At 41.4% G+C, this 25,703-nt stretch carries 13 protein-coding genes and 2 pseudogenes; 2 read left to right on the top strand and 13 right to left on the bottom strand.

Annotation, left to right across the window (positions count from 1 at the left end; genetic code table 11):
• Positions 1-46: 46 nt before the first annotated feature.
• The 3 genes and pseudogenes from GD631_RS19860 to GD631_RS19870 all read right to left on the bottom strand — a co-directional run.
• Positions 47-1,099, bottom strand: coding sequence for a class I fructose-bisphosphate aldolase (locus tag GD631_RS19860; RefSeq protein ID WP_143259440.1), 1,053 nt, complete (start codon positions 1,097-1,099; stop codon positions 47-49).
• 27 nt (positions 1,100-1,126) lie between these two features.
• Positions 1,127-1,873, bottom strand: coding sequence for a 2,3-diphosphoglycerate-dependent phosphoglycerate mutase (gene gpmA, locus GD631_RS19865; RefSeq protein ID WP_143259439.1), 747 nt, complete (start codon positions 1,871-1,873; stop codon positions 1,127-1,129).
• A 114-nt stretch (positions 1,874-1,987) separates the two neighbouring features.
• Positions 1,988-2,648, bottom strand: a pseudogene (locus GD631_RS19870) (DUF5117 domain-containing protein); the annotation flags it as partial.
• Between the two features lie 155 nt (positions 2,649-2,803).
• Between GD631_RS19870 and GD631_RS19875 the strand changes: the two are divergent.
• Positions 2,804-3,056 (top strand): annotated as a pseudogene (locus GD631_RS19875) (ATP-binding protein); the annotation flags it as partial.
• Positions 3,057-3,095: 39 nt separating this feature from the next.
• Here GD631_RS19875 and GD631_RS19880 read toward each other — a convergent pair.
• From GD631_RS19880 to GD631_RS19925, 10 genes are all read right to left on the bottom strand, one after another.
• On the bottom strand, positions 3,096-4,550 hold the full coding sequence (locus GD631_RS19880; RefSeq protein WP_143259438.1) for an ATP-binding cassette domain-containing protein: 1,455 nt from the start codon (positions 4,548-4,550) through the stop codon (positions 3,096-3,098).
• A 130-nt stretch (positions 4,551-4,680) separates the two neighbouring features.
• Positions 4,681-6,822, bottom strand: coding sequence for an alpha-glucuronidase family glycosyl hydrolase (locus GD631_RS19885; RefSeq protein ID WP_143259437.1), 2,142 nt, complete (start codon positions 6,820-6,822; stop codon positions 4,681-4,683).
• Positions 6,823-6,852: 30 nt separating this feature from the next.
• Positions 6,853-7,830, bottom strand: a complete 978-nt coding sequence (locus GD631_RS19890) for a glycoside hydrolase family 43 protein (protein WP_143259436.1) — start codon at positions 7,828-7,830, stop codon at positions 6,853-6,855.
• Positions 7,831-8,009: 179 nt separating this feature from the next.
• Positions 8,010-9,146: an endo-1,4-beta-xylanase gene (locus GD631_RS19895; RefSeq protein ID WP_143259435.1), complete on the bottom strand. Its 1,137-nt coding sequence runs from the start codon at positions 9,144-9,146 to the stop codon at positions 8,010-8,012.
• Positions 9,147-9,175: 29 nt separating this feature from the next.
• Positions 9,176-10,660 carry an MFS transporter gene (locus tag GD631_RS19900; protein ID WP_143259434.1) on the bottom strand — a complete coding sequence of 495 codons (1,485 nt, stop codon included), beginning with the start codon at positions 10,658-10,660 and terminating at the stop codon, positions 9,176-9,178.
• Between the two features lie 21 nt (positions 10,661-10,681).
• The gene (locus tag GD631_RS19905) at positions 10,682-12,328 is read right to left on the bottom strand and encodes a sialate O-acetylesterase (RefSeq protein WP_143259433.1); all 1,647 of its coding nucleotides are present in this window, start codon (positions 12,326-12,328) and stop codon (positions 10,682-10,684) included.
• A gap of 328 nt (positions 12,329-12,656) precedes the next feature.
• On the bottom strand, positions 12,657-14,879 hold the full coding sequence (locus GD631_RS19910; RefSeq protein WP_143259432.1) for an endo-1,4-beta-xylanase: 2,223 nt from the start codon (positions 14,877-14,879) through the stop codon (positions 12,657-12,659).
• Between the two features lie 24 nt (positions 14,880-14,903).
• Complete coding sequence (locus GD631_RS19915; RefSeq protein ID WP_143259431.1) at positions 14,904-16,310, bottom strand: glycan-binding surface protein; 1,407 nt, start codon at positions 16,308-16,310, stop codon at positions 14,904-14,906.
• 14 nt (positions 16,311-16,324) lie between these two features.
• On the bottom strand, positions 16,325-17,971 hold the full coding sequence (locus GD631_RS19920; protein ID WP_143259430.1) for a RagB/SusD family nutrient uptake outer membrane protein: 1,647 nt from the start codon (positions 17,969-17,971) through the stop codon (positions 16,325-16,327).
• 19 nt (positions 17,972-17,990) lie between these two features.
• Positions 17,991-21,164 (bottom strand): SusC/RagA family TonB-linked outer membrane protein, encoded by a 3,174-nt coding sequence (locus tag GD631_RS19925; RefSeq protein WP_143259429.1) that lies wholly within the window; start codon positions 21,162-21,164, stop codon positions 17,991-17,993.
• A gap of 389 nt (positions 21,165-21,553) precedes the next feature.
• Here GD631_RS19925 and GD631_RS19930 point away from each other — a divergent pair, with 389 nt between their 5' ends.
• Positions 21,554-25,702: a hybrid sensor histidine kinase/response regulator transcription factor gene (locus tag GD631_RS19930; protein ID WP_143259428.1), complete on the top strand. Its 4,149-nt coding sequence runs from the start codon at positions 21,554-21,556 to the stop codon at positions 25,700-25,702.
• The last annotated feature ends 1 nt before the right edge of the window (position 25,703 follow it).

Genomic DNA, 25,703 nt, shown 5'->3' on the forward strand with positions numbered 1-25,703 from the left:
ACGATCTAATAGTCAAAGATAAGAATTTATTTCTATTCATCTCTGATTAAGCAATCGTAATTGACGAATCAAGATATACATCCTGAATGGCATTCAATAATTCCACCCCTTCGTTCATTGGTTTCTGGAACGCTTTACGTCCGCTAATCAATCCCATACCACCGGCACGTTTGTTGACAACGGCTGTAATGACAGCATCACGCAAATCGGAAGAACCGTGAGATTCTCCACCGGAGTTAATCAAACCAACGCGTCCCATATAACCATTGGCAACTTGGTAACGACAAAGGTCAATCGGGTGTTCGGAAGCCAGTTCGGTATACATACGTTCGTCTACCTTGCCGAAGCCGATGGCTTTAAAACCACCATTATTAGTAGGAAGTTTCTGTTTTACGATATCAGCTTTAATAGTCACTCCCAAACGGTCGGCTTGTCCTGTTAAATCGGCAGCCGCATGATAATCGACAGCACCTTTCTTGAAATCATTATTGCGCAGGTAACACCAAAGAATGGTTGCCATCCCCAGTTCGTGAGCATATTCAAAAGCTTCGGCAATCTCCACGAGCTGACGGCGGCTCTGTTCAGAACCGAAATAGATGGTGGCTCCTACCGCTACTGCTCCCATATTCCAGGCTTCTTTGACTGTACCAAACAGTACTTGGTCGAAACTGTTGGGATAAGAAAGTAATTCATTGTGATTCAACTTGACGATGAAAGGTATTTTATGGGCATATTTACGTGCTACGGAACCAAGGATACCAAAGGTGGAAGCGACTCCATTACAGCCTCCTTCAATGGCCAGTTTCACGATATTCTCCGGATCGAAATAGATCGGATTGGGAGCAAATGATGCTCCGGCAGTATGTTCGATGTCCTGATCGACAGGAAGTATGGACACATAACCGGTATTTGCCAGGCGGCCATGTCCCAACAACGTTTGCAGACTGTTTAATACTCTGATGTTCCGGTCCGAATCAATCCATACTTTATCTATTGTATCGGGAGACGGAACGTGAATCAGTGATTTATCAATGGTTTCGCAAGTGTGGTCCAAATAATAACAGGCCTTATCTCTTAATAATTCTACTACTTTACTCATAACTTCATTTTTTAATGTGTAACTTTTCTATTTTTTCTTTCCCTGATTGGCTACTGCTTCCATCAGTTTTTTGATTTCTTCCGGATTTCCCAGGAAATAGTCGTTGCCCACATTCAGGTTTTCATCAAACTCAAAAACGTAAGGCACGGCAGTAGGCAGATTCAGTTTTATTATATCTTCATCGGAGATGTTTTTCAAATGTTTTATGATACCCCGCAGACTATTACCATGAGCCACAACCAATAAAGTATGGGCTGTTTTCAGGCTGGGGAATATATCACTTTCCCAGTAAGGCATGATACGTTCAATGGTATCTTTCAATGATTCGGTACGAGGTAACTCCGCGTCGGGCACTTCATGATAACGGTAATCAAAACGCGGGTTTCGCAAATCACTCTCCGAAAGTGGATTAGGGGCTATATCATAACTACGACGCCACACGAGCACTTGTTTTTCTCCATATTTCTCGGCAGTCTCGGCTTTATTCAATCCCTGCAATTCACCATAATGCTTTTCATTCAGGCGCCAGTTTTTCTCTACAGGTATCCAGTCCAGATTCATCTTATCGAGAACACAGTTCAAGGTTTTCACTGCACGTTTCAAATAGGAAGTATAAGCCTTATCAAAATTGAAACCATATTCTTTCAATGTCTCTCCGGCTTTTTCAGCTTCGGCAACTCCCTTTTCTGTCAGATCGACATCTGTCCAGCCCGTGAAGCGGTTTTCTTTATTCCATGCACTCTCTCCGTGACGAAGTAATACTATCTTTTTCATTTCTAAAATTCTCCTTTCTTCTTTTTATATATACAACAGATTGTTTCTTCACAAAGTTCACTAGAAAACAAATAGTTATCAATACCCAGAAATAATGATTCTTTCTGCAAAGAAGGTATGCGGATCTACAATACGCAACCCGTAGGCATTCTCTGTTTCCGAAGGCAGATAACGCAATACGCTATAACGTGCCATCATCTAAGCTCATTGTGGGATCGTCCGGCCACTCTTTGGCAATAATGGCATTTTTAAATCCTGCTGCTTCAAAAGCAACATTCCAGTCGTTCACACCAGCTTTAAGATAAGGGATCCATTTCTTGGGTATCGCCGGGTCTATATAGTATACAATGGAGCGTTTCGGTTTGGTGAGTTGTTCCCGACGATAACGTTCCGGGCCTTTCGGTTCCAATCGGTAACGCTGAATGATAACTCCACGCGATGTGACTTGCTGTTCATCAGAGAATTCTATCACCGGATTCTGAAAAAAGCCAATCCTTTCATCTGCCAGTCGCGGCCGCATCGGTTCCTTAGGCAACATCACCATACTATTGTTCAGTTTCACAGTCACTGATCCTGTTGCCGCAGCCGGCAGTTTACCGGAAGTTATGTTATAAGTACGCAAAGTTACTACTTCCACATTAATAGGATAGGTCTTTATGGTATCCATAAATGTACGATCCTGCACCAAAGAACCAATACCAAGAATAGAACGGTCACTTGACATAAAGCCACATGTCTTGTTATCACTTAAAAGAAACTTGGAGACGTGTACTATGATTTACCAATGAAATCACAATGTTAGAGTGTAAGATGTATTGATAACAGTTTGCATACAGATTATTATCACTTAATTCTTTACAATCGGAATCCTCATTAAAAGTCATATTGATCCCATCAAAGGTAAGATATTCCCTGCCGATAATATTCGATTCTTTTGACATTGATTACCGGATTAATGGGAATGAAGTACGATTCTCCGTCAAGGATACAGAAATAGGCATCGCTCCGGAAAAACAAGAAGCTATCTTCACCCGGTTTGTGAAACTGAACAGTTTCACAAACCGGCACTAGACTGGGACTTCCTATCTGTGAAAGCATTATCACACAATTGGGAGGTAAGATCGGAGTGGAATCGGAACCAGGAAAAGGCTCTTGTTTTTGGTTTACACATCCGCTTCATTAGAAGCGAGATGCCCACTACATATAATCAACCCCAAAATAGTTATCGATTTCTCTTTAAGAAAATACGGTCTGTTATAGTGTTCGGAAGTTCCGATTCATAATGCGTCACCATAATCATCGTTTTATCCCTACGCTGGCAGAAAGCTTCGATAACTTTCTTTACCCGGCGACGATTATAGGTATCCAATCCATGAAGCGGCTCATCCAGAATGAGCAGTTCGGGGTCTTTGACGAAAGCTCTTGCCAGCAAAGCCAAACGCTGCTCTCCGCTGGAAAGTTGCAGGAAAGGTTTATCTTTCAAGTCTGCAATGCCGAATATATCCATCCACCATTCACAGATAGCCATCTGCTCCGGTTGAGGACGTTTGTACAGACCGATACTGTCATGCAGACCGCTGGCTACGATTTCAATAGCCGGCAAGTTTTTGAGATAAGCACGATGCATCTCCGGACTTACATAACCGATGTGTTTCTTGATTTCCCAAATACTTTCTCCTGTTCCTCGCTTACGTCCGAAAAGACTGATGTCGCAAGCATACGATTGCGGATTATCCGCACAGACAAGGCTCAACAATGTTGATTTTCCTGCACCGTTCTCGCCACTCAATGCCCATTTTTCACCACGAGACACGGTCCAGTCCAGTTCTTTCAGAATGGTTCGGTCACCATAACGGATGCTGACTTTATTCAGTTTTACTACTTCATCCGAGTCGTAATTATTGCCATTATAAGGCAAGTTTATAATCCGCTGCTGCAAGTCATCGAAAGAGGCAGTCACATCTCTACTGCGAAAAGCGTCCAAATAGGCTTCACGCTCCATTTTAGGAAAGACTTCCATCTTATCCACAGGAATGACATGAGTGATAAATGAAGGTATATCATCCAACATGGAAAGTACCAGAATAATCTGCACGGACGACATTTTCGTCAGGCGTTCAAGTAAAGAAAATAACAATTCGCGTGTAGGAGCATCCAGTCCGATGAACGGATTATCCATTATTAAGACACGGGGAGCTGTTAATAAAGTTTTGGTAAGTTGGAATTTGCGTAATTCACCACTGGAAAGAAGAATGATTTTCTTATCAAGTAACGGTTCGATACGGAAGAGTTCAAACAGTTCATGTTGCAGATGTTCGTCTTTGATTTCTCCCAGCATTTCACGAACATCGGGAGCCTCATCCTGATCATGAGCGTTCCAACGTTGCTGATAGTAGTAATTGGCATCAGCTGCTCCGTAAGTATCGCGAAAGGCAATGTATTTCACATTATCATAAAGAGTTTGGGTGGCAGAAGGGGAAAAATCATATTGCACAGTTCCTTCACGCAATGGATATTTTCCGAGGAGGGTGTCTACAAAAAGACTTTTTCCACCACCATTGGGACCTACAATGGCTATGTGTTCGTTCGCTCCGATAGTTGCCGTGACAGGTTTGGCTAAACGCACAAGCGGGTTGCGTGCTACGCCCCCCGCCATGCAGAATGTATTTTGACTCATATTCTTTTATTCTGTTTCGTTATTGCCCGCAAAGGTAACAATTTTATCATAAAAGACGTCTATATGCAAACATATTCTTATCATTTCTATTGATTGGATAGCTTTAGTTCATGGAAAAACAAAACTTCCTTTATTTAGTAAATCCATAAGGAGGACATTCAAAATTGGTCATATCGAGTTGATATTCCATCATGTCTTTCAACTCGTGTACCGGACGTTCTAGTTCGTAAGGTATCGGTTGCTTACTGAATTGCCCGAAGTAAAGCAAACAGGCATCCCGCCACCAGACTGCATCACGTGCCTGAATCTTCAAGCGATGTTGCACTTCCTGAAAACGTTCGGAATCGATATACGGCTGCATACTATCCCACACTTTCTGAAAGTTTCTCACTTCTTTTACGCCACGGTCATACGCATAACACATTTCTGTCCAAAGCGTACGTCCATTCTTCATCTGATGGTTCCAGGAAACATGGTGAAACCAGAGAAGCATATTTTCCGGGCAAGTATCCACATTGTCCAGTCGCTCACACAGTGGGGAATGATATTGTCCGGTAGCATTACTTCCCGTACTGCTACGGTCGAAACCGATTCCTAAACTGTCAGCACGGTGATAATAGGAAGGCATCCAATCGGGACGGGCATTGGGAATATCGCACCAGGGTTCCGGTCCGTAATGATGTCCCCAAGCAAAAATATGATGCAAGCCAAGCGGCATCATGTAGTTTACCACTGCTTCTCTTGACTTCTGAAGAACTTGGGAATTGAGTAGAGAGAGTTGAGAGAATAGTTGTTCTTTCTCTTTTTGCGCAACTTCTCCTGTTAAAAGATTGGACTGTGTATCAACGACCGGAAGAAAAGTCTGCCTCAACCACTCTTCACCGATTTGTTCGGAAGAAAGTGAATGTTTCCACGCCAGACGGCCGAAAGCATACCAGTTGGCTTGGGCAAAAGGATGTCCGCACCAATTAGTGTCATCACCGATATTGGTGACACCGGCAATAGCAGTCAATGAATGAGGGAACAAAGAGCCGTCCGTCACACGGGCAATAGTAGAACCTTCACCCTGCATGTATGTATCGCTATCCAGACACTCTTTCCACATAGGAGCAAGAAAAGCAAGATGGTTAGAAAAGCCGAGATATTCCTGTGTTATCTGGAATTCGGGCATAACCGCCGTTTTCTTCATCGCTCCGAACAACGGACTGAATGGTTCGCGAGGTTGGAAATCAATCGGGCCGTTCTTTATCTGTACAATGACGTTATCCCGGAATTTTCCGTCCAAAGGTTCAAATTCAAGATAAGCTTGTTTGGCACGGTCGCTGTCGGTAGGCGAGTAAACGAAAGCGCGCCACATCACGATGCCGTGATAAGGTTTCAATACATCGGCAAGCATATTAGCTCCTTCGGCATGAGTACGCCCGTAGTCACACGGTCCGGGTTGTCCTTCGGAGTTTGCTTTCACCAAAAAGCCTCCGAAATCGGGTATCAGCGAATAGATATCTTTGGCTTTCTTCTTCCACCAGGCAATCACCTCTTTATCTAACGGATCGGAGGTGGATAAACCACCTAAAGCAGCCGGAGAAGAGAAGTTGATTGAAAGATATATTTTCAAACCATAAGGACGGAAGATGTCTGCCAGAACCTTGACTTTCCGCAAATAATCATCAGATAATATCTTAGGACTTGCATTGACGTTGTTTATCACAGTAGCATTGATACCGATGGAAGCATTGGCACGTGCGTAGGCTTCATAGCGGTGAAAAACAACAGAAGGAAGTTCGTCCCATTTCCAAAGCGAATGTCCGGCGTAACCACGTTCGATTGTACCGTCCAGATTATCCCAATGATTCAAGATACGAATTCGGTAATCCGGTTTCTCGGAGACATTTAAAGACTTCAATGTTGATTCGGATAATTGTCCGGTAGCTTGCAGACGAAGCAGATGATAAGTTCCGTAAAGTATTCCTTGCTCACCGGAAGAGGTAATTGTCAGATGGTTGCCGTCTTTAGAAGCGCGGATGATGTATCCGTCATTTCCTAATGCACGCAGTTCCTTATTTTTCTGTATTTCCAACGTTATGGGGATTCCTCCCTGCCAAAAGTTCTGCAATTCGGAAACGGCGATATTTAATGTAGGAGATTGTTTCTTATTCATTATTATTGCTTTTGCTCCCGTTGGATAACGAAGCCACAAAGCGCTCCCATCTTCTGCATAAACAGAAGGAAAACAGAATAAAAAAACTAATATCAATATAGATATAATCCTCATAAGTAAATGAATCAAATTATCAGTTAATGACTATTCATCCAGTCCTTCAATCGTGATGATTTTTCCATCAGCATCGTATTGCAGTTCACAGACTTTCAGGCTACGAAGCCAGGTTTTCCCTTCGGAAGGTACGCAATCGTGATGGAACAGATACCATTTACCTTTGAACTCAACAATAGCATGATGAGTAGTCCATCCCACTACCGGAGTCAGGATAACTCCCTGATAAGTAAATGGTCCATAAGGATTGTCACCTATCGCGTAACAAAGTAGATGGGTATCGCCTGTAGAATAAGAGAAATAATATTTCCCATTATATTTATGTACCCAGGAAGCTTCGAAGAAACGACGTTCTGTATCTCCTGCTGTCAGAGGTTTACCGTTTTCATCCAGAATGACTAACGGACGCGGTTCTTCCGCAAACTCCATCATATCATCACTCAAACGAACAACACGGGATGGTAAGGCTTCCTCCTCTCCTTCGGGTAAAATGGCTGATTCTAATGCTTTATTATTCCGGTAACGTTGAAGCTGTCCCCCCCACAGTCCGCCGAAATACATATAATAATTACCATCCCCATCATTCCAGACAGCCGGATCGATGCTGTAACTTCCTTTCATCGGGTTTGCTTCCGGAATAAAAGGTCCGTATGGTTTATCGCTCACAGCTACTCCGATACGGAATATGTCGTTTTGGTCTTTCAATGGAAAATACATATAATATTTACCGTCTTTAAAAGCAACATCACAGTCCCAAAGCTGACGGCCTGCCCAAGGAATATCTTCCGTAGAAAGTACAACCCCGTGGTCAGTAATCTCTCCATTCATTACATCATCCATAGAATACACATGGTAATCTTTCATATTGAAATGATCTCCGTTGTCATTTTCGGAAATACCGCTTTCCCAGTCATGAGAAGGATAAATGTAAAGCTTACCATCAAATACGTGTACGGCAGGATCGGCCATATAGTCGCCGGGCACTAAATATCTTTTTTCTGTTTTCATGGTTTTATTCTTTTTACAAAGTTATAGTTCTAAATTAGCTTTATAAATGGGTATTTAATGAGTTCAAATTTGCAGAGGTCGTGTACAGCTCTATACAGAGATCGTGTACAGCTCTATGCAGAGATCGTGTATAACCCTATGCAGAGGTCATGCAAATTTGAGTCCATTTCGTTAAATTATCATTTCTGCATTGCCTCATTGATAATCAAACTGACTACGGGTTTCGGCTGATAACTGCGGTCGAAAAGTAGCGGATAATCCGTACGCCCTCTCATCGGCCAGTCATTACGCCAAGTATCCAGATCGGTTACCCCCCAAAGGGTAACTCGTGTGATGATATCCTGATGTTTCAAAAACAGGCGGAAGAAATCATTCATCCGTTCGGTCCATGCTTTCGATACATCCTCCGGCAATCCATTGGGATAAGGATTCATATCCTTTTTATATTCGAACGAAGCGGAAACTTCTGCACCTATGTTTTGCTTCGGTGTGGGCAATACCGTCAGATCGAGTTCTGTAACCATCACTTTCACCCCTGCCTCTGCAAATGCAAGCATACTCTTTTCAAACTCGCCGACCTCCGGATAGTCCATACCGATGTGTCCCTGCATACCTACCGCATCAATACGGATGCCACGCCTTTTCAATGCTTTCACCAGTTTTACGACTCCTGCCCTCTTTCCGGGATTAGCCATAGAAAAGTCGTTGTAGTAAAGTTCTGCGTCCGGATCAGCCTCATGTGCATATTGGAAAGCCAACGGAATATACTCTTCTCCCAAAATCTCATAAAACTTGCTTTTGCGATAAGACCCGTCATCTTCTATCGCCTCATTCACTACATCCCAGCCTATGATACGGCCTTTATATCGTTTCACAATAGTAGTGATATGATCTTTCATCCGTTTCTTCAAAACTTCCGGAGAAACATTCTTTCCTTCCCCATCCACACAGAACCAAGGAGAAAGTTGTGAATGCCATATCAAAGTATGTCCCGTGATGACCATCCCGTTCTTCTCCCCAAAAGCAACAAATTCATCCGCTTGCGTGAAGTTATAACGATTTTCCTCCGGGTGCATCTCCTGACTCTTCATGCAATTCTCCGCTACAATAGCATTAAATTGTTCCTGAATTACGCGCACTCCTGCTTTATCCTGACCGGACGCTTGTCGTGTATTCACCGCTGTTCCTATCAGGAACTTACCCTTCAAAGCTTCTTTCAAAGTCTTTTTTTCTTGTGCAAAAGCTACCGAAGTACTAGTTATCAGGGCCACAACAGCCAACAAAAAAACTGCGGTTGTTCTTGTCGAAGTCTTCATATAGTCTATCTATTAGTTATAGTTATTAATCAATTGTTTTCCAGACGGCGTTTTGCCAGATCGTCCTGAATATGCTCATTCAACTTCTTAGAAATAGGATAAAAAAACAAAGCAATTACTCCTACAAAGAAAGTGATGGCAGGAATCACGCTAGATGTCAAACGAATGCCGAAAATAGCGCTTTCCGTCTGCACTGTATTAGAAACAAAACCGAACGAATCGACAATTGCACCGCAAATAGCTCCCCCTATACCCAGTCCGGCTTTCAGGGCAAAGACTACACCTGCAAATACAAATCCTGTCGCACGACGATGGTTCACCCATTCGGAATGATCGGCAACATCTCCCATCATTGCCCAAAGCAATGGAATAGTAGGTGCGTATGCCAAACTCTTCAAACAGTTAATAATAAAAATCGTACTGATGTTTGTCGAATCTACCACAAAAAACAGGGCTGTAAAAAGAGCTGTCAATGTCAGGCAGATCAGAAATACATTTCGCTTGCCAAAGATATTGGAAAGAAATCCGGAAAGCAATATTACACCCGCCAAAGTGATAACCTGACCAATCATATTGAACAAACTGAAACCTACAGCAAACACATTACTATGATCGGGTTGCGCAATCAGTCCGAAAGCATCAAGAAAGGTGTGCCACATACCATAAGTTTCTCCTTCTACCCGTACTAATCCGAAGTTCTGCAAGAAATCAAAAAGGGCTGTTTTATCTACGAAGTAATTAAAGTAGTAAGACATACTGCTTCCCCACATAGCCAATGTCGTAAACAAAAAGAGGGTTAGGATAAACATCGCTTTCCATGGACGGCTGCTTACGATATCTTTGAAATCCTGTTTCACGGAAGTTTTCTGCCCCACGGGAGGCGTGATACGCTCTTTGGCGGAGAAAAATGTGATTACTAAAAGAACAACTCCGATGATGGCAAACAGGGTAATCGTCAGAAACCATCCACGTTGGTCATCGCCTTGCCCAAACTTGGAGACTAACGGCAAAGTAAGTCCCTGCACTATAAAAGTGGCGATTGTAGCAGTCACAAAACGGACGGACGAAATACTGGTGCGCTCCTTTATGTCACTTGTCATCACACCGCCCAAAGAAGCATACGGGGTATTATTGAAGGAGTAAATAGACATTAATAAGGTATAAGTGATACCTGCATAAATAATCTTCCCACGCTCACTCAAATCGGGTGTCGTAAATGCCAGAATGAAGAATACGGCAAAAGGAATAGCTGTCCACAACAACCAGGGGCGATATTTACCCCAGCGGGTGTTGGTCCTGTCGGACAAGATACCTACCACCGGGTCGACAAATGCATCGAAAATACGTGCGACCAACAATATCATACCTGCTGCTGTTGCTTTGATTCCAAAAACATCTGTATAGAAGAAGAGTTGGAACATCATCATCATCTGGAAAATCAGGTTCGCCGAACCATCACCCAAGCTATAACCGATTTTCTCGGCCATCGACACTTTTTGAGTCTGTGTTTTCATGGTACTACTATCTTTTTTAATTTATTTGACTCTTTGTTGAAAGACTGCCTGGGAAACACGTTGTCCCAACGTCTTTTTATCCAATGGATGAATATCATTCCATTCTCCTAAATCACCATTTTTAATTAGAGTGACATTTTTATTTGTATTGGCTACTTCTGCCTGCACTTTCCGGAACTCCGCCCAGGCAGCACGTCCTCCTTTATCTTCAGGTGAGAGGAAATCCGCCAGTTCAATCACATAGAAAGGCATATCAGGTCGATTCCAACGCTGTCTCCAATCTGCAATCATCGCCGTCAACAAGTCTTTATATTCATTTCTGCGAGACACATTCGATTCACCCTGATACCAGATAACACCGGATACCGTATAATTCAATAAAGGAGCAATCATGGCGTTATAAAGTCCCACGGGTTTATAATGAAAAGCTGTCTGTCCCGGAGCAGCAGGCATGGGAGCGCCAAGACGATATCTCCAGTTACCTTCGAGACTAATCTCCGATTCTCCTTTTTCCGGCTGACCTTTTCCGAAAAGTATCTTATAAGGCTTCTCCTTTACAAAGTGAGGGAAGCCGCCATAGCTGAAAAGACGTATGGTTATCGTATTTTTTCCAGCTTTCAACAATCCGGCGGGAATGGTATAAATACGTGGTGGATATTGATAAGAAACTGTTCCCACAAACGTACCGTTCACATAGACGGAGTCTACATCTACAATACATCCCAGACGGAGAGTTGCCTTTTCTCCCGCTTGTTGCCCGGACACTTGAAAATCTTTTCGGAACCAGTGGGAACCATTGATTGTATTCAATCCGTTAGTAGCCCAGCCGGAAGCAAACAAGTCAGTCGGTGTCCAATCACTGTCATCATAGTCGGCAGCATACCAAGGGGTGGCTTCATGCATTCCTTTATCTCCCTGATACAGTGTTACATTCCAGGCACGGCTTTTCTTGCTCTCTTCTTTTTTCATTGACTCTACCAAGTCATCTGATTCGTAGATACGTTTTTCGTTCAGATAATAAGGAAAAGGCTTCAAACCTTCCTCACTGATCCACGCTTCTACCGGTGAACCTCCGACACTAGAGTTTATGATTCCTACCGGAATTTTTGTTTTCTGAAAGTAATCTTTAGCAAAGAAATAAACCAAAGCAGAAAATGACATTACATTTTCAGGAGTCATAGCCTTCCAGGAGATTCCCGGAATATCTGTCTGCGGAGCATGAAAGTTATACAATAGAGGAGTTTTTATATAACGTACCATCGGATAATTACTGTCTGTAGATATTTCATCCCGAAAACGGTCTGTAACCCGTGAAACGGGTAATTCCATATTCGACTGACCGGAACATACCCAAACGTCCCCCACAAGAATATCCTTCAATTCTATATCATTAATAATCATCGTGTAAGGTCCACCAGCTTTCAATGCAGGTAAGGTTACTTTCCAGTTGCCTCGCGCATCAGCAACGGTCTTATATTTCTCTTTTTGGAAAGTGATACCAACAGTTTCATCAGGATCAGCCGTCCCCCAAATATTGACAGGCTCCCCGCGTTGAAGCACCATTCCGTCGGAAACAAAAGCGGGAAGTTTAACCTTTGCTTCGCCCAACACAGCGAAGCAAAGGAACACAACTACTAACCCAACCTTATAAAACCAATACTTATTCATTATCCATTCTTTTATGTCTTTATTTCATAGTAATCCGGAAAGAGAAACAATCCGTCCTGAATTCCACTTTGCAAACTTAGGAAGTTTCTCTCCGCTTACCCAGAATTTTTGATTCAAATCATTAGTCGCTTGTTACATCATCGTTTACGTATGTTACAAATACTTGTCGTAATGTTACACCCAAATTGAGATTGCCGATGAATAGGAGGAAAATGAAGGATTTAGAAAGAGCGGATCACAGTAGTTATTGTTATTCATTCTATCTATTTTAAGATGATACCAGCTACTGTAATCCTTACTTTCTCCCTCTTTTATGTTATAAAATCATTTATTGCAAATCTCCGGTAAAGTCCTCGCTGACGTCTTTGCCAGCCAAACCGTCGGCTACTCCTTTGTAAGCATGCTTGCGGGCATAGTTTGCATCCCAAAGGTTAGGAGCATCATTCGGTATCCAATTCACATGTTCTTTTTCATTATCTGATACTCCCCAAATGGTGATACCATATTGCTTATCCACTGGAATATACTTTTTATACATATCAATTACATACTGATACATTTCTGCCTGCTGTGCCAGATTTTCAGTAGTGGGCGACGATGTATTAACCTTGATATCCAACTCGGATACTTTTATCAGCTTACCGGTAGCACCCAGTTTCTGGAACATTTGAGCGATATTGTCTTTATTGGAATCAATAGCAATATGCATTTGTGTACCAATACCATCTACTTTGGCCCCTTTGCTTTCAATGTATTCTACATATTTAATCAGACCATCGCATTTATTGAGGTTATACTCCAGATTATAATCATTAATGAATAGTTTGTCATTCGGGTTTCCATACTGACGCGCAAGTTTAAAGGCTTCTACCGCATAATCTTTCGGAGTTAAGAAGTAATCCTGCCAATAGAATTCATCAGATGCCAAATCAGTTTTGTCTTTACCACTCTTAATATCTGATGTTTTTCCGTCATCCATCGGTTCATTAACTACATCCCATGCATGAACGTGGGATTTGCAATGAGTGACCATCTTAGAAATCCAGTCTTCCATCGCATCTCTAATGATTTCAGCTTTTTGTTCATCGGTCTTTTCGATAATAGTAGGACCGGAAGCGCGGGTAATAGAACGTGTCTCCATCACTTTTTCCGATAATACAATATTATCAAAATAATAATCACCTGCACTAACTCCGAAATTGATGCATAGACGATTCATATCCTCTTTAGACACTGTAAATTCTTTCTTAAACTCTGTCCAAGTCGCACTCACACTTCCATCTACATAACATTCACCTGCATAACTGGTTGAATTCTGAATTTGAATCTGGAAAACTGTTGAAACACTTGCTTTAATCATCGCAGAGAATTCATAAGTCTTGCCCACTTCCAAAGGAGTATCAAGACCATATCCGGCCTGTGCCTTATATGCATTGCCAGCTCCCCCATCAACAGAGCTAGTCAGTTTCATCGAGTATGAACTTCCATACCCTTCACCTTCTTCCGAAATAACAGCCTTTCCACTACTCCAGGCTCCCCATGGACTAATGGTCTTACTTTCAAAGTCACCATTACTAATGAGATTTACAACCGTAGGCTCCGCATCTTTATCTGTCACTACAATATTGTCTACATAATAAGTCACATTTGGTAAATAGCCAAATTCAAATGCAAATTGAAATGTAGTACTCGTAAAATCATTCACAGTAATTTTAACCTGTTGCCATTGAGATGTCGTTTCAAAAGCTTCCGTCCAATTACCACCTGTGGCATACCAGTCTTTATATGGATAGTTATTCTCCAATCCACTAAAGGTCAACCTAGCTTTCCCTGATTCATCCGAACGGACAAAAAATGAAATTTCATAATTATGTCCGCTTACTGCAGATATGTCTGGAGTATATAATTGTACAGAATGAGATGCTGTTACAGATGATCCTACCGCAAACTTCAGCGCTTTGGAAGTTGGCGTCAATCCTTCTCCTTCCACAACAGACATGGCATCACTTCCATTCTTACGATTCCAACCATCAAAAGTGCCATCTTCGATGCCGGATAAATCTAATAAATTACTTCCAGCCGGTCCCGGAATAACCTCCGGCGCTATCAAGCTATTCAGATAATTCGCATTCTGGTTAGAATGCCAAACCAGACAGTGACCATAAATGCTGATACCGGCTTCTGTCGTCTTGGTAAACAACTGGTCGACCTTATCAAACTTCAAATTGCCTTTAGAATCGACCATAGGTCCATGTTTCATAGCATAACCAATCGTTAAGTCATTAAAGTTTTCATTTACGATATTGGTCGTTGTCTCGTCACCAAGATATTCATCCATCCCTACTCCAATACCCAACTTAAAGTTGGGATCGGATAAGTATTCTTTCAATGGTTTGTAGCGAGAAATTTTTTCAGCCAACTGCAAAGGTAGTTCGGAAGAAGTAATCGCTCCATGTGCCGGGTCCTTATACCACTCCATTTTATTATCGTCGCACGATGTCAATATGAGAACTGACAAAGCAACAAACGGAAGCATATTTCTGTATTTCATAATCGTTTCAATTTAAAGTCATTATTATTCTGCGTCTTCTCCGTTATCTGGGAAATCTGTATAGTCCGGCTTCGTCAAAGGCACGACACGCCAGTTATCAATATAAATTTTCACAGAAGTAGCTTTGGACAGAAATTCTGTTTCTTTATCCGAGCTTGCACCCGTAATCTTATCCAGTGTGATATCTGAATTTTCAAAATAGAAACCGAAGTTAGCATAAGAAGCAGACGCACGAGTAGCAGCCACATCGGCAAAAGTAACCCAAGCTCCACTAGATGCTTTCGATTTATAGAATTCACTGAACGGAACAGTTACAGTCTGCCAACCGGTTGTCTGGAATGGAACGATTTTTCCATCTACAATCCATGGAACATAATTGTAACAATCTCTCTCCCATTCTCCGCCGTTGAATCCGTTCTGACCACATATCTTTAAGAATCCGGATTCAGACCAAGGTTCAGGAACATAAATTTCAAACTGAATAGCACATTCGGCAACAGGAGTTTCAGCAGGAACACCTAGCGTCAGCCAGTCAGGATCAGTGCCATTACCGGCTGTCCAAACTTCAGCACAACGATTTTTCGCCGCAGCTATCGGCAACTGTCTTTCCAACGGTAAGCGGCAATAAGCACCTTGCGACACATTTCCTTCGCCAATCGAAGCTGATTCTAATTCAGTTGTTTGAATCATACTTTCAGCATCGCCCCATGCTCCTTGCGCACCCACTCCATCAAAGTTCAACAACAAGCCTTTCTTATAATTGAAATAAGCAGGAGAATAAGCACCACCATTAGAACCTTCCACGAAAATAGCACCTCCTTCATCAGAAACTCCGGCAGGCATGTCTACCATAAAATATTCACCGTCAGGATCAGAGATTATATCATCTGTTACCACCACACCTCCGGGAAAGACAACTTTTGCTATTTCCGTCAATCCAGTTCCATAGACAATAACAGGCTCACCCACATTCGGCATACAGTTGGATATTTTTGTTATAGACGGTGCAGCAGCACGAATCTGGAAATCATAAACATATTCACCCCCATCTTTCACCAGACGAATCGTATTACGTACATTCTCGTCTGCCTCTGTTGTAGGAACTTTACTGTTTACACTAACCAGAAAAGATTTATTCGAAACAAACACCGGATTAAAATAGCAGTTATATCCATTAATATACACCTTCTTCAATCCGTTGAATCCTTCACCTTCAATTCGTATCAGTTGCCCCAAACGGGCAAAATCAACCAAACGGTCAGGAACATCAGACTTTGCATCTTCCAAATAAATTCCCGTAATACTCATTACAGAACTTCCTCCGTTATTATCATCGTCGTCATCACACGAAACAAATGAACAAGAGCAGATGAGCAGACTCACCAATAAGCCAAAGGCCTTTATGCTGTTTTTATATATCAAACTTTTCATTCGTATTCTCGTTTTTAGTTAAACAAATCGGTTATTCTGTCTTCCTTAAATACGTAAGGAACAGGATCTGCTTTCAGCAAAGGATTTTGTACCGTCTCCGATTCCGGATATGGAAGGAGGAATATACTGGAATCAACATCTCCAATAGCACGCTTGGTCTCATCCGAATCTTCATCCCTCTTCAACGTTTGTGTCTCCGAGTCCCAGATAACAGGAATAGCAGTACCTCTATCCTGTCCTGTGATATAATTTAGTACTTCCTGCTGTTTATAGTAAGCTCTACGCACCAAATCGTACCAATATTGTCCTTCCAGACAGAGTTCCAGTCTACGTTCACGACGAATATCTTCATAAGAAATAGAACTTTTAGGTTCCAGCCCGGCACGTTTACGTACCTTATTAAAATACTCCATTGCATCAGCATCATCCGTTGAAGGGTTATTTCCTAATACAGCCTCTGCATAAATCAGATATACTTCTGCCAGGCGCAACATATAAGTATTGATAGGAGTACTACCGGAAGTGATCTTCGCATTATCTTTACTGGAACCACAAACGTATTTCTTACAATAGATTCCGGAAACAGTACCCGATGCTTTCTTCTCACAGGTATATCCTCCGGTTGCCTTTTGTATTTCAGGATAGTAGTCGCCATAAGCCATCCAAGTCGGCTGACGTCGTTTATCCCCTTTTTCATACTCCCAAATCACGTCTGGTTGTGCAAAAACATAACCACCCCATGCACGGTCATTACCAGTGATAGCCGATTCGCAAGCGAAATAATCCTGTATCGTGTTACATTCTCCATACGTTCCGTTACTAACCCATTGCAAGGCAAACAATGTTTCTGAATTGTTATTATTGTCAATCATAAACAGATCGGCATAATCAGTCATCAATTCAAAATTTCTATTTTCTATCACCTTTAAAGCTGCTTTCTTTGCCAAATCCAAATAATTCTGGTTACGGGTCGCACTATTAGGGTTACTACTGTAGCCAGCATACGTCAGATAAACACGTGATAATATTCCAAATGCACTGTATTTATTTACACGTCCGGCAGCGGAAGAAACTTCCGGCAAATATTTAGCGGCAAACTCTAAATCACGTATTGCAAACTCATAAACATCACTAACCGGACTGGTATTCACAATCGGATTGGCTACCAGTTCATCCGTGTTCTCATTAATAATAACATTCCCCCATAACATCGCCAAATAGGAATAAGCAACCCCACGCATAAATCGTGCTTCAGCTATATATGGATTCTTCACTTCTTCACTATTGGATGAATTCCCTTTAATTCCATTAATAATCTTATTGGTTTGCTGCACAACATTATATAATGCCCCCCAAGCTGAAACCAATGGTCCCGTCAATCCGGTTTCTGTCAAGTCGGCAAAAGGATAGACATAATTAGAGGTAGTTGCACAAAGATTGAATCCGCGTCCGTCACCCAGTCCATAATAGAACTTATCGTTAAAGTCGAACCACACTTTATTATACAAAGGTGCCGTTGCTGCCCGGAAGTCATCTTCCGTTTGATAAAAGTTGTCTCCTGCAATATTGGAGTTATCTTCAGAATCGAGGAAGTCACTGCATCCTGTGAACGCTAAAGCCACAGCCAACATGAAAGAGTATATGTATTTACTTGTTTTCATATTTAGTCACTTTAAATGATTAAAAGGTTAAATTCAGACCGAATGTATAAATTCGCGGAGAAGGATAACGATAGTTATCGAAGCCTGTCAGCAATGCATCCTGATTAGCAGAACCGATTTCCGGATCCATACCTTTATATTTCGTGAAGGTATATACATTTTGCAGATTGCAATAAAGTTTCAGATTCTGAATACCAATCGGTGCCAGCCATTTACGTGGAAATGTATATCCGAAAGAAATAGACTGAATACGCAGGAAAGAACCATCCTCTACAAATCTGTCGCTAAAACGGTAATTAGAATCATCCGTGCCTTTAGCAATAGCCATACGGCAAGCATAAGGGTCGCCTCCCACAATCTGTATATTCCGGTAATCATCCGGACCATTCGGGTCAATCAAAGCCAACTGTGCATAGTCTAAAGCTGATTTCAGAATATTATTGTTACCACGTGGGTTTTCCAGTTCACGACGTCCCCAGTTTACGACTTCATTACCTACTGATCCTGTCAGGTTAATGCTCAAATCAAAACCTTTATAAGAGAAAGTATTTCCAAAGCCAAAAGTAAAGTCCGGTTCAGGATTACCTATATAAGTACGGTCTTGTTCATTGATAACTCCGTCTTTATTTACATCTTCAAAGATATAATCACCAATCCATACACTATTTTTAGAGATAGACATACCTTCGGGCAACGCTACCGGCTTGACAGCTCCAGAAGCATCTTTATAATAAAAATCTGTTGCCTTTTCAAAGCGCCCAATCACTTTATAACCATAAAACTGCCCGATAGGGTTTCCTACTGATGTACGAGTCAGTACTGTTATCGTTTCACCAGTCTGATTACTTTTATCTATCAAACTGGTCGCTGTATCCAGTGATTTCACTTTATTACGATTCATTGAGAATACTACATTACTCCTCCATTGGAATCCGCCTTTGTCGATATTCACAGTATTTAAAGTCAATTCAATTCCTTTATTTTCCAAAGAGCCTACATTCTTCCAAGGCGCGGAAGTGGATCCCTGACCGGAAGTTCCGACATAAGCAGGCAGAGGCACTTGTAACAACAAGTCATTAGTCTTCTTGTAATAAATATCAGCGATCAATTCTATTCTGTTCTGGAAAAGATTAATATCAAGTCCGAGATTACTTGAATAAGTTGACTCCCACTTCAATTCAGGATTAGGAGTATTACCAGCCAGTAATCCAGTTCCCCAAACAGTAGCTACGGATGAATAAATAGCTTTGTAAGCATTATTGGGCACATTCTGATTACCTACAACACCCCATCCTAAACGGAGTTTTAGATTATTAATAATATTGTTGTCCTTCAAAAATGATTCATTGGAGACTTTCCATGCCAACGCTGCTGACGGAAACCATCCCCAACGATTATCTTTGTAAAATTTGGAAGAACCATCACGACGAAGAGTAAAGGTAAGCAGATATTTGTCATCATACGAATAGAACAAACGACCGAAGTAAGACAAAATTGAACTTTCTCCGCTATTACCGTTATTCTTAGCCGTTGCAGCATCACCTAATGTCAAGTCAGTTGCTGCATTAGATAAATATCCCATACGACTTCCCATCAGATATTCCCATTTACTTTCCTGCATTTCCTGACCAATCATCGCATTCACATTGTGTACGCCAAAAGTCTTCATATAATTTACAATATTTCTCCAACTCCAGAATTTATTATATGACTTGGAGAAAGTACCCTGACGATCTGTATTTTCAATCGCGCCAAAAGTATATGAAGGATCAAATTTATACGTATTAGTCACACCATAATCAAAAGACAATTCTGTTTTAAATGTCAGTCCGTCAATGATAGTAGCTTCAGCGTAGGTATTTGCACGGATACCCATTTTCTCATTACGGTTATCCTTTATCATGGCAAGCCCTACCGGATTGGTCTGTACCCACTCGTCTGTATCCGGTCCGTCGAATGTGCCTTCCGCATTACGAACAGCAACACTCGGACTCTGTAACAAAGCAGTTCTAATCAACGACTCATCAGACACTGTCAACTTCTGACGAGAATTACTAAATGCGAAATTAATACCCATTTTCAGATACGTTTTCACTTGTGCATCAAAACTCCCCCGTAAGTTCAGACGTCTGAAACCCGAACCGATGGCAATACCGTCCTGATTGAGATAACCTGCTCCTAAAGCATAGTTACTTTTATCGGTTCCTCCGGTAACAGAAAGGTTATGACTGGTCATCATGGCTTTAGAAAACATTTCATCCTGCCAATCTGTACCATCACCCAATAAATCCGGACGAATAAAATTATTATCTTTGTTTACAATTCCCCAATCGTTTCCTGAATAGTCTTTGCCAGAACGAACATTCTTATGTTCTGCATATTCACGCAGATTCAGCATATCCAGTTTTTTGGGCATTTCCTGCCAACCTATATACCCGTCATATGTTATTTGCGCCTCGCCTTTTTGCCCACGCTTGGTAGTAATCATAATTACACCGTTTGCAGCTCGCGCACCATAGATAGCAGTAGCAGAAGCATCCTTTAAAACGTCCATAGAAACAATATCGGAAGGGTTAATAGATGCCAGGGCATTATCACTTCCCGAGCCTGTAGAGCCATCAATGATAACGCCATCAATGACAAAGATAGGCTCATTGGAGGCATTCAACGAATTGATACCACGAATACGTATAGAAGAACTACCTCCGGGCATACCACTATTGGCTTGTACCTGCACACCGGCAGCACGTCCTTGTAGTACCTGGTCAATGGAAGTCACTACAGACTTTTTAATGGCTTCATCATTGACCGATACTACGGAACCAGTCAGGTCACTACGTTTCATCTGACCGTATCCAACTACAACTACTTCATCTAATGCTTTTGCATCCTCTTTTAAAATAACATCAAACTGTTTTTTCCCAGCTACAGGAATTGTTTGTGTCTGATAACCAATAAAAGAAATCTTCAGGCTACCTTTAGCTGATATATTCAACTTAAAGTTACCATCCAAATCGGTAACTATACCATTGGTAGTACCAGCTTCTACTACACTAGCTCCGATAATCGGTTCGCCCGATGCATCTTTGACCACTCCCGTCACGGCAACAGTCTGTGCCAATCCCCATATAGGGAAGAGGCAGAAAAGAATAATAAGACCTAACGGTCGGAAATAATGATTTGTGCTTTCCATAAAATCATTTTTTAAATTAATAATGATAGTGGTTAATCCAAGTTTTAGGTTTCTCTCTCTTATATAATAAGGAATAGAAAAAAGATTCATGTTTTCATACGCAGTTATTATTTTAAGGTGTCCAACAATTCTTTTTTTTGACTAATACAAATTTATGGATAATATATCAAGCAAAGGTGGAGATTTTGTTTCAAGCAATTGACAGGCGGTTACATGCATTTGCATGTACGTTACAGGCTATTGCACACTCGTTACATACCCTTTCCAGAAGCTCTTTAGAAGGGGGGTATGCGTAACATCAGTAAAAGGAAAAGTAACAAAGCTAATACTCTTTTTAATTTAATATATTATCTTTGTCTATGCAAAAAGCGGAAATAACCCTTGCTTATATGAATATGAAGGCACAAATCTTACTCCTTTTTTCTATATACTGCTTCCTGATAGGAGGTACTCCTGTAATGAAAGCACAAACCGGCAGATTCTATTCAACCGACAAAGAACTTTCCAACAGTTTAATTAATGCTGTGTATCAGGACAGGAAAGGTTTTATTTGGATAGCTACTGAAAACGGACTCAATAAATTCGATGGAACACGTTTCTCTATTTATCGACATAATGCCATAGATAGCACTAGCCTGAAAAACAACTATGTACGAACATTATTCGAAGATAGCCGCGGTAATTTTTGGATCGGTTGCATTAATGGGCTACAACGATATGACCGTGCCACTGATAGTTTTCATGAATTATTTATCCCTCGAAAAGATGGACGAAAGAACCCACATATAACTTCCATTATTGAACGGCGGAACGGAGATCTTTGGATAGCGACTTCCGGACAAGGGGCCATATCACTGAAGAAAGACAGTCACCCCACTTCTTTCCATATCGAAACCGAACTGACAGAACGAATGGGGAGTAACTACCTGAACGTAATATTTGAAGATTCCCGGCAGAATTTATGGATTGCTACTGAAGAAAAAGGACTTTACCGTTACTCACCGGAAAGTAAAGAGCTTAAAAGTTACAAAGCTCCTCATAATATAATAGGTGATGATGTTTCTGCCATTTGTGAAGACACTCACGGGCAAATCTTTGTAGGAACTCTAACCAAAGGGCTTTTCAAATTATCGGCCAGGCAGGAAGGAGATTTCGAACCGGTTCCCTATCAAAACCGTATGAACCTGAATATCCGGACTCTTATCCTTGACACCCGGGGAAAACTATTTATAGGAACGGATGGTGAAGGAGTAAAAGAATACCAGCCTCAACAAAATACTATTGTGGACAGCGAAATTAATGCCGGTCCCTTTGATTTTTCCAAATCCAAAGTTCATTCATTAATCGAAGATAAAGATCATAACTTATGGTTGGGTATCTTCCAGAAGGGTTTGATACTGGTGCCCGGCATTTCAAACAAGTTCGATTACTATGGCTATAAATCGATACATAACAATACCATCGGCTCCAGTTGTGTCATGGCCATTCATACAGATGAACAAGCGACAATCTGGATAGGCACAGATAATGACGGGTTGTATGCTATAAACGAGCAGGGAAAACAATTGCGTCACTACACCCATCAGGCAGGTAACATCCATTCAGTCCCCGGAACAATTCTATGTCTTTATGAAGACTCTAACCGGGAACTTTGGCTCGGATCTTACTTCGATGGCTTAGCCCGGATGAATAAGCAAACCGGAGTATGTCAGGATGCCACCTCACTTTTACAAGGTAATCTTAGCGCAGGCAAACCGAAGGTTTCCTGCATCATTGAAGATAAAGATAAGAATCTGTGGGTAGGGACCTATGGTTCCGGATTGTACAAAATAAATCTGCCAACGCAACATGTCACCTATTACGAGTCTACCCGCAATGAAAACGACGACTGGAGTATCAATCGTCTTCCAAACGATTGGATTAGTTGTCTGCTCGAAGACAAAGAAGGAATGATATGGATAGGTAATTACAAGGGACTGGCAGTACTCAATCCTCAAACGGACAATTTTATCAATTATAAAAAGCAAAACAATCTCCTCCCCGGATATGTAGTTTACAGTTTATTAGAAAGTACCAACGGAGATATTTGGGCCGGAACATCGGAAGGGCTGGTCTGCCTGAATAAAGACAAATTAGTACCTGTGCTTTTCACTACTGCCGACGGTCTCCCCAGTGATATTATTTGTGGTTTGGCCGAAGATGAGGAAAAGAACATCTGGATCAGTACCCACCAAGGTATCTCTAAACTGACCCCTCAAGAAAAGAAGTTTATTAACTACTATGCTGGTGACGGTTTACAAGGTAATGAGTTTACCCGCACCGCTGTATTTAAAGATAAACGCGGCAAAATATTCTTTGGAGGTACCAATGGAGTGACTGCCTTCCACCCCCAAGATATCACTGAAATTAAAAAAGAAATGAATGTATTGATTACCGGCTTCTACATTGGTAACCGCCCAGTGAAGAAAGGTGATAAATCCGGTAATAATATTATCACAGATGCTGCAGTTATGGATACAGAACAATTTACATTGGCATATAATGAAAATACATTCAGCATTGATTTCTCCGTATTAGAATTCAGCAATCCGGAACGGATCAGTTATCAATATAAAATAAAGGAATTAGGAGACGAATGGATCAGTACACAACCGGGAACAAACCGGGTGACCTATAGTAGCCTGAAACCAGGGAAATACACCTTTTCCGTACAGGCACGTGACCATAATAATTTCTCTAATATCCGCACAGTTACTATCGTCATCACCCCACCTTGGTATCAAACCTGGTGGGCTAAAGTGTTCTGGGGATGTCTTGGAGTATTATTGATCTATGCCCTCACTATGTACATCCTGTCACGCATCCGCCACCGGCAAGAAGTGATGCGACAAAAACACATGGAACAGATCAATGAAGCTAAATTACAATTCTTCATTAATATCTCACACGAGATACGTACTCCGATGACTCTCATCATCAGTCCATTGGAAAAGCTATTGGCCGAACATTCCGATAAACAATCGGTTTATCTCATGATTTACCGGAATGCCCAACGTATTCTACGCCTTATCAACCAATTGATGGATATACGAAAGTTGGATAAAGGGCAGATGCATCTTAAATTCCGGGAAACAGATATCGTAGGATTTATCAATGATTTGATGCAGACCTTCAACTATCAAGCTCAAAAAAAGAATATCACATTTACTTTCGAGAAAAAGCTGAAAGATACCCGTTCTCTAAAAGTCTGGATTGATTTAAACAACTTTGACAAAGTATTAATGAATGTTCTTTCCAACGCTTTCAAATATACACGTGAAGGAGGGAATATCGAGGTATTATTAAAAACAGGTCATAATGATACTTACCGGGGTGCTTTAAAAGATTACTTCGAAATTGACATTACCGATAACGGAATTGGTATCGATAAAGACAAGATAGAACAAATATTCGAGCGTTTCTATCAGATTAACAACGATATGACGCAGTCGAATTTCGGTACAGGAATCGGATTACATCTTTCGCGGTCATTAGTAGAGCTACACCATGGTATCATTAAGGCAGAAAACCGGGAGGACGGACAAGGAACCCGTTTCATCATCCGTCTGCCACTAGGTAGTAATCACCTGAAAGCAGATGAACTGGAGAATCCGGAAGAAACCGGAAGCGAACTGACCATCTCTCAACTTCCCAAAGACTCTTTATATGAAACAGAAGAAGAGGAAACAAAAGCTAACGAATATAGAAAACCAAAAGCCAAAACGCGCTATCGTGTCTTAATAGTGGAAGATGATGACGAAATACGTCGCTACATACGCAGCGAACTGGATACTGATTTCCGCATCAGTGAGTGTACGAATGGTAAGGAAGGATTGGAAAACATCTTAAAGGAGAAGCCGGATTTGGTAATCAGTGATGTCATGATGCCGGAAATGGACGGAATTACCCTTTGCCGAAAAATGAAACAAAACATCAACGTAAACCATATACCTATTATATTATTAACCGCCAAATCAAAAGCCGAAGACCAGATTGAAGGATTGGAAATCGGAGCAGATGCGTATGTCATAAAACCTTTCAATACCGAACTTCTACGCACGACTATCAGCAACCTGATAGCTAACAGGGAAAGATTACGTAGCAAACTCGTCGGTGAAAAACAAGTAGAAGAGAAAATTGTAAAAATAGAAATGAAATCCAACGATGAAATACTGATGAATAAAGTGATGAAAACCATCAACGATCATCTTGCTGATCCTGCCCTTAATGTAGAGATGTTGGCATCCAATGTTGGTATGAGTCGCGTACATATGCACCGTAAATTAAAAGAATTGACAAATCAGTCTGCACGTGACTTTATTCGTTCCATCAGACTGAAACAGGCAGCCAATCTGCTGCGTGAAAAAAACTTGAGTATCTCGGAAGTCGCATATGCCACAGGTTTTTCCAACCTCTCTCATTTCTCCAATACATTCCGGGACTTTTACGGAATCTCACCTACAGAATATAAAGAACAACCGGACGTTCCGCAAGAGTGAA

Origin of the sequence: Bacteroides luhongzhouii, assembly GCF_009193295.2 — a bacterium.
Lineage (GTDB): Bacteria > Bacteroidota > Bacteroidia > Bacteroidales > Bacteroidaceae > Bacteroides > Bacteroides luhongzhouii.

Coding starts and splice junctions, on each gene's coding strand:
- GD631_RS19860 (WP_143259440.1), bottom strand. CDS start 1,099: ATGAGTAAAGTAGTAGAATTATTAAGAGATAAGGCCTGTTATTATTTG.
- gpmA (WP_143259439.1), bottom strand. CDS start 1,873: ATGAAAAAGATAGTATTACTTCGTCACGGAGAGAGTGCATGGAATAAA.
- GD631_RS19880 (WP_143259438.1), bottom strand. CDS start 4,550: ATGAGTCAAAATACATTCTGCATGGCGGGGGGCGTAGCACGCAACCCG.
- GD631_RS19885 (WP_143259437.1), bottom strand. CDS start 6,822: ATGAGGATTATATCTATATTGATATTAGTTTTTTTATTCTGTTTTCCT.
- GD631_RS19890 (WP_143259436.1), bottom strand. CDS start 7,830: ATGAAAACAGAAAAAAGATATTTAGTGCCCGGCGACTATATGGCCGAT.
- GD631_RS19895 (WP_143259435.1), bottom strand. CDS start 9,146: ATGAAGACTTCGACAAGAACAACCGCAGTTTTTTTGTTGGCTGTTGTG.
- GD631_RS19900 (WP_143259434.1), bottom strand. CDS start 10,660: ATGAAAACACAGACTCAAAAAGTGTCGATGGCCGAGAAAATCGGTTAT.
- GD631_RS19905 (WP_143259433.1), bottom strand. CDS start 12,328: ATGAATAAGTATTGGTTTTATAAGGTTGGGTTAGTAGTTGTGTTCCTT.
- GD631_RS19910 (WP_143259432.1), bottom strand. CDS start 14,879: ATGAAATACAGAAATATGCTTCCGTTTGTTGCTTTGTCAGTTCTCATA.
- GD631_RS19915 (WP_143259431.1), bottom strand. CDS start 16,310: ATGAAAAGTTTGATATATAAAAACAGCATAAAGGCCTTTGGCTTATTG.
- GD631_RS19920 (WP_143259430.1), bottom strand. CDS start 17,971: ATGAAAACAAGTAAATACATATACTCTTTCATGTTGGCTGTGGCTTTA.
- GD631_RS19925 (WP_143259429.1), bottom strand. CDS start 21,164: ATGGAAAGCACAAATCATTATTTCCGACCGTTAGGTCTTATTATTCTT.
- GD631_RS19930 (WP_143259428.1), top strand. CDS start 21,554: ATGAATATGAAGGCACAAATCTTACTCCTTTTTTCTATATACTGCTTC.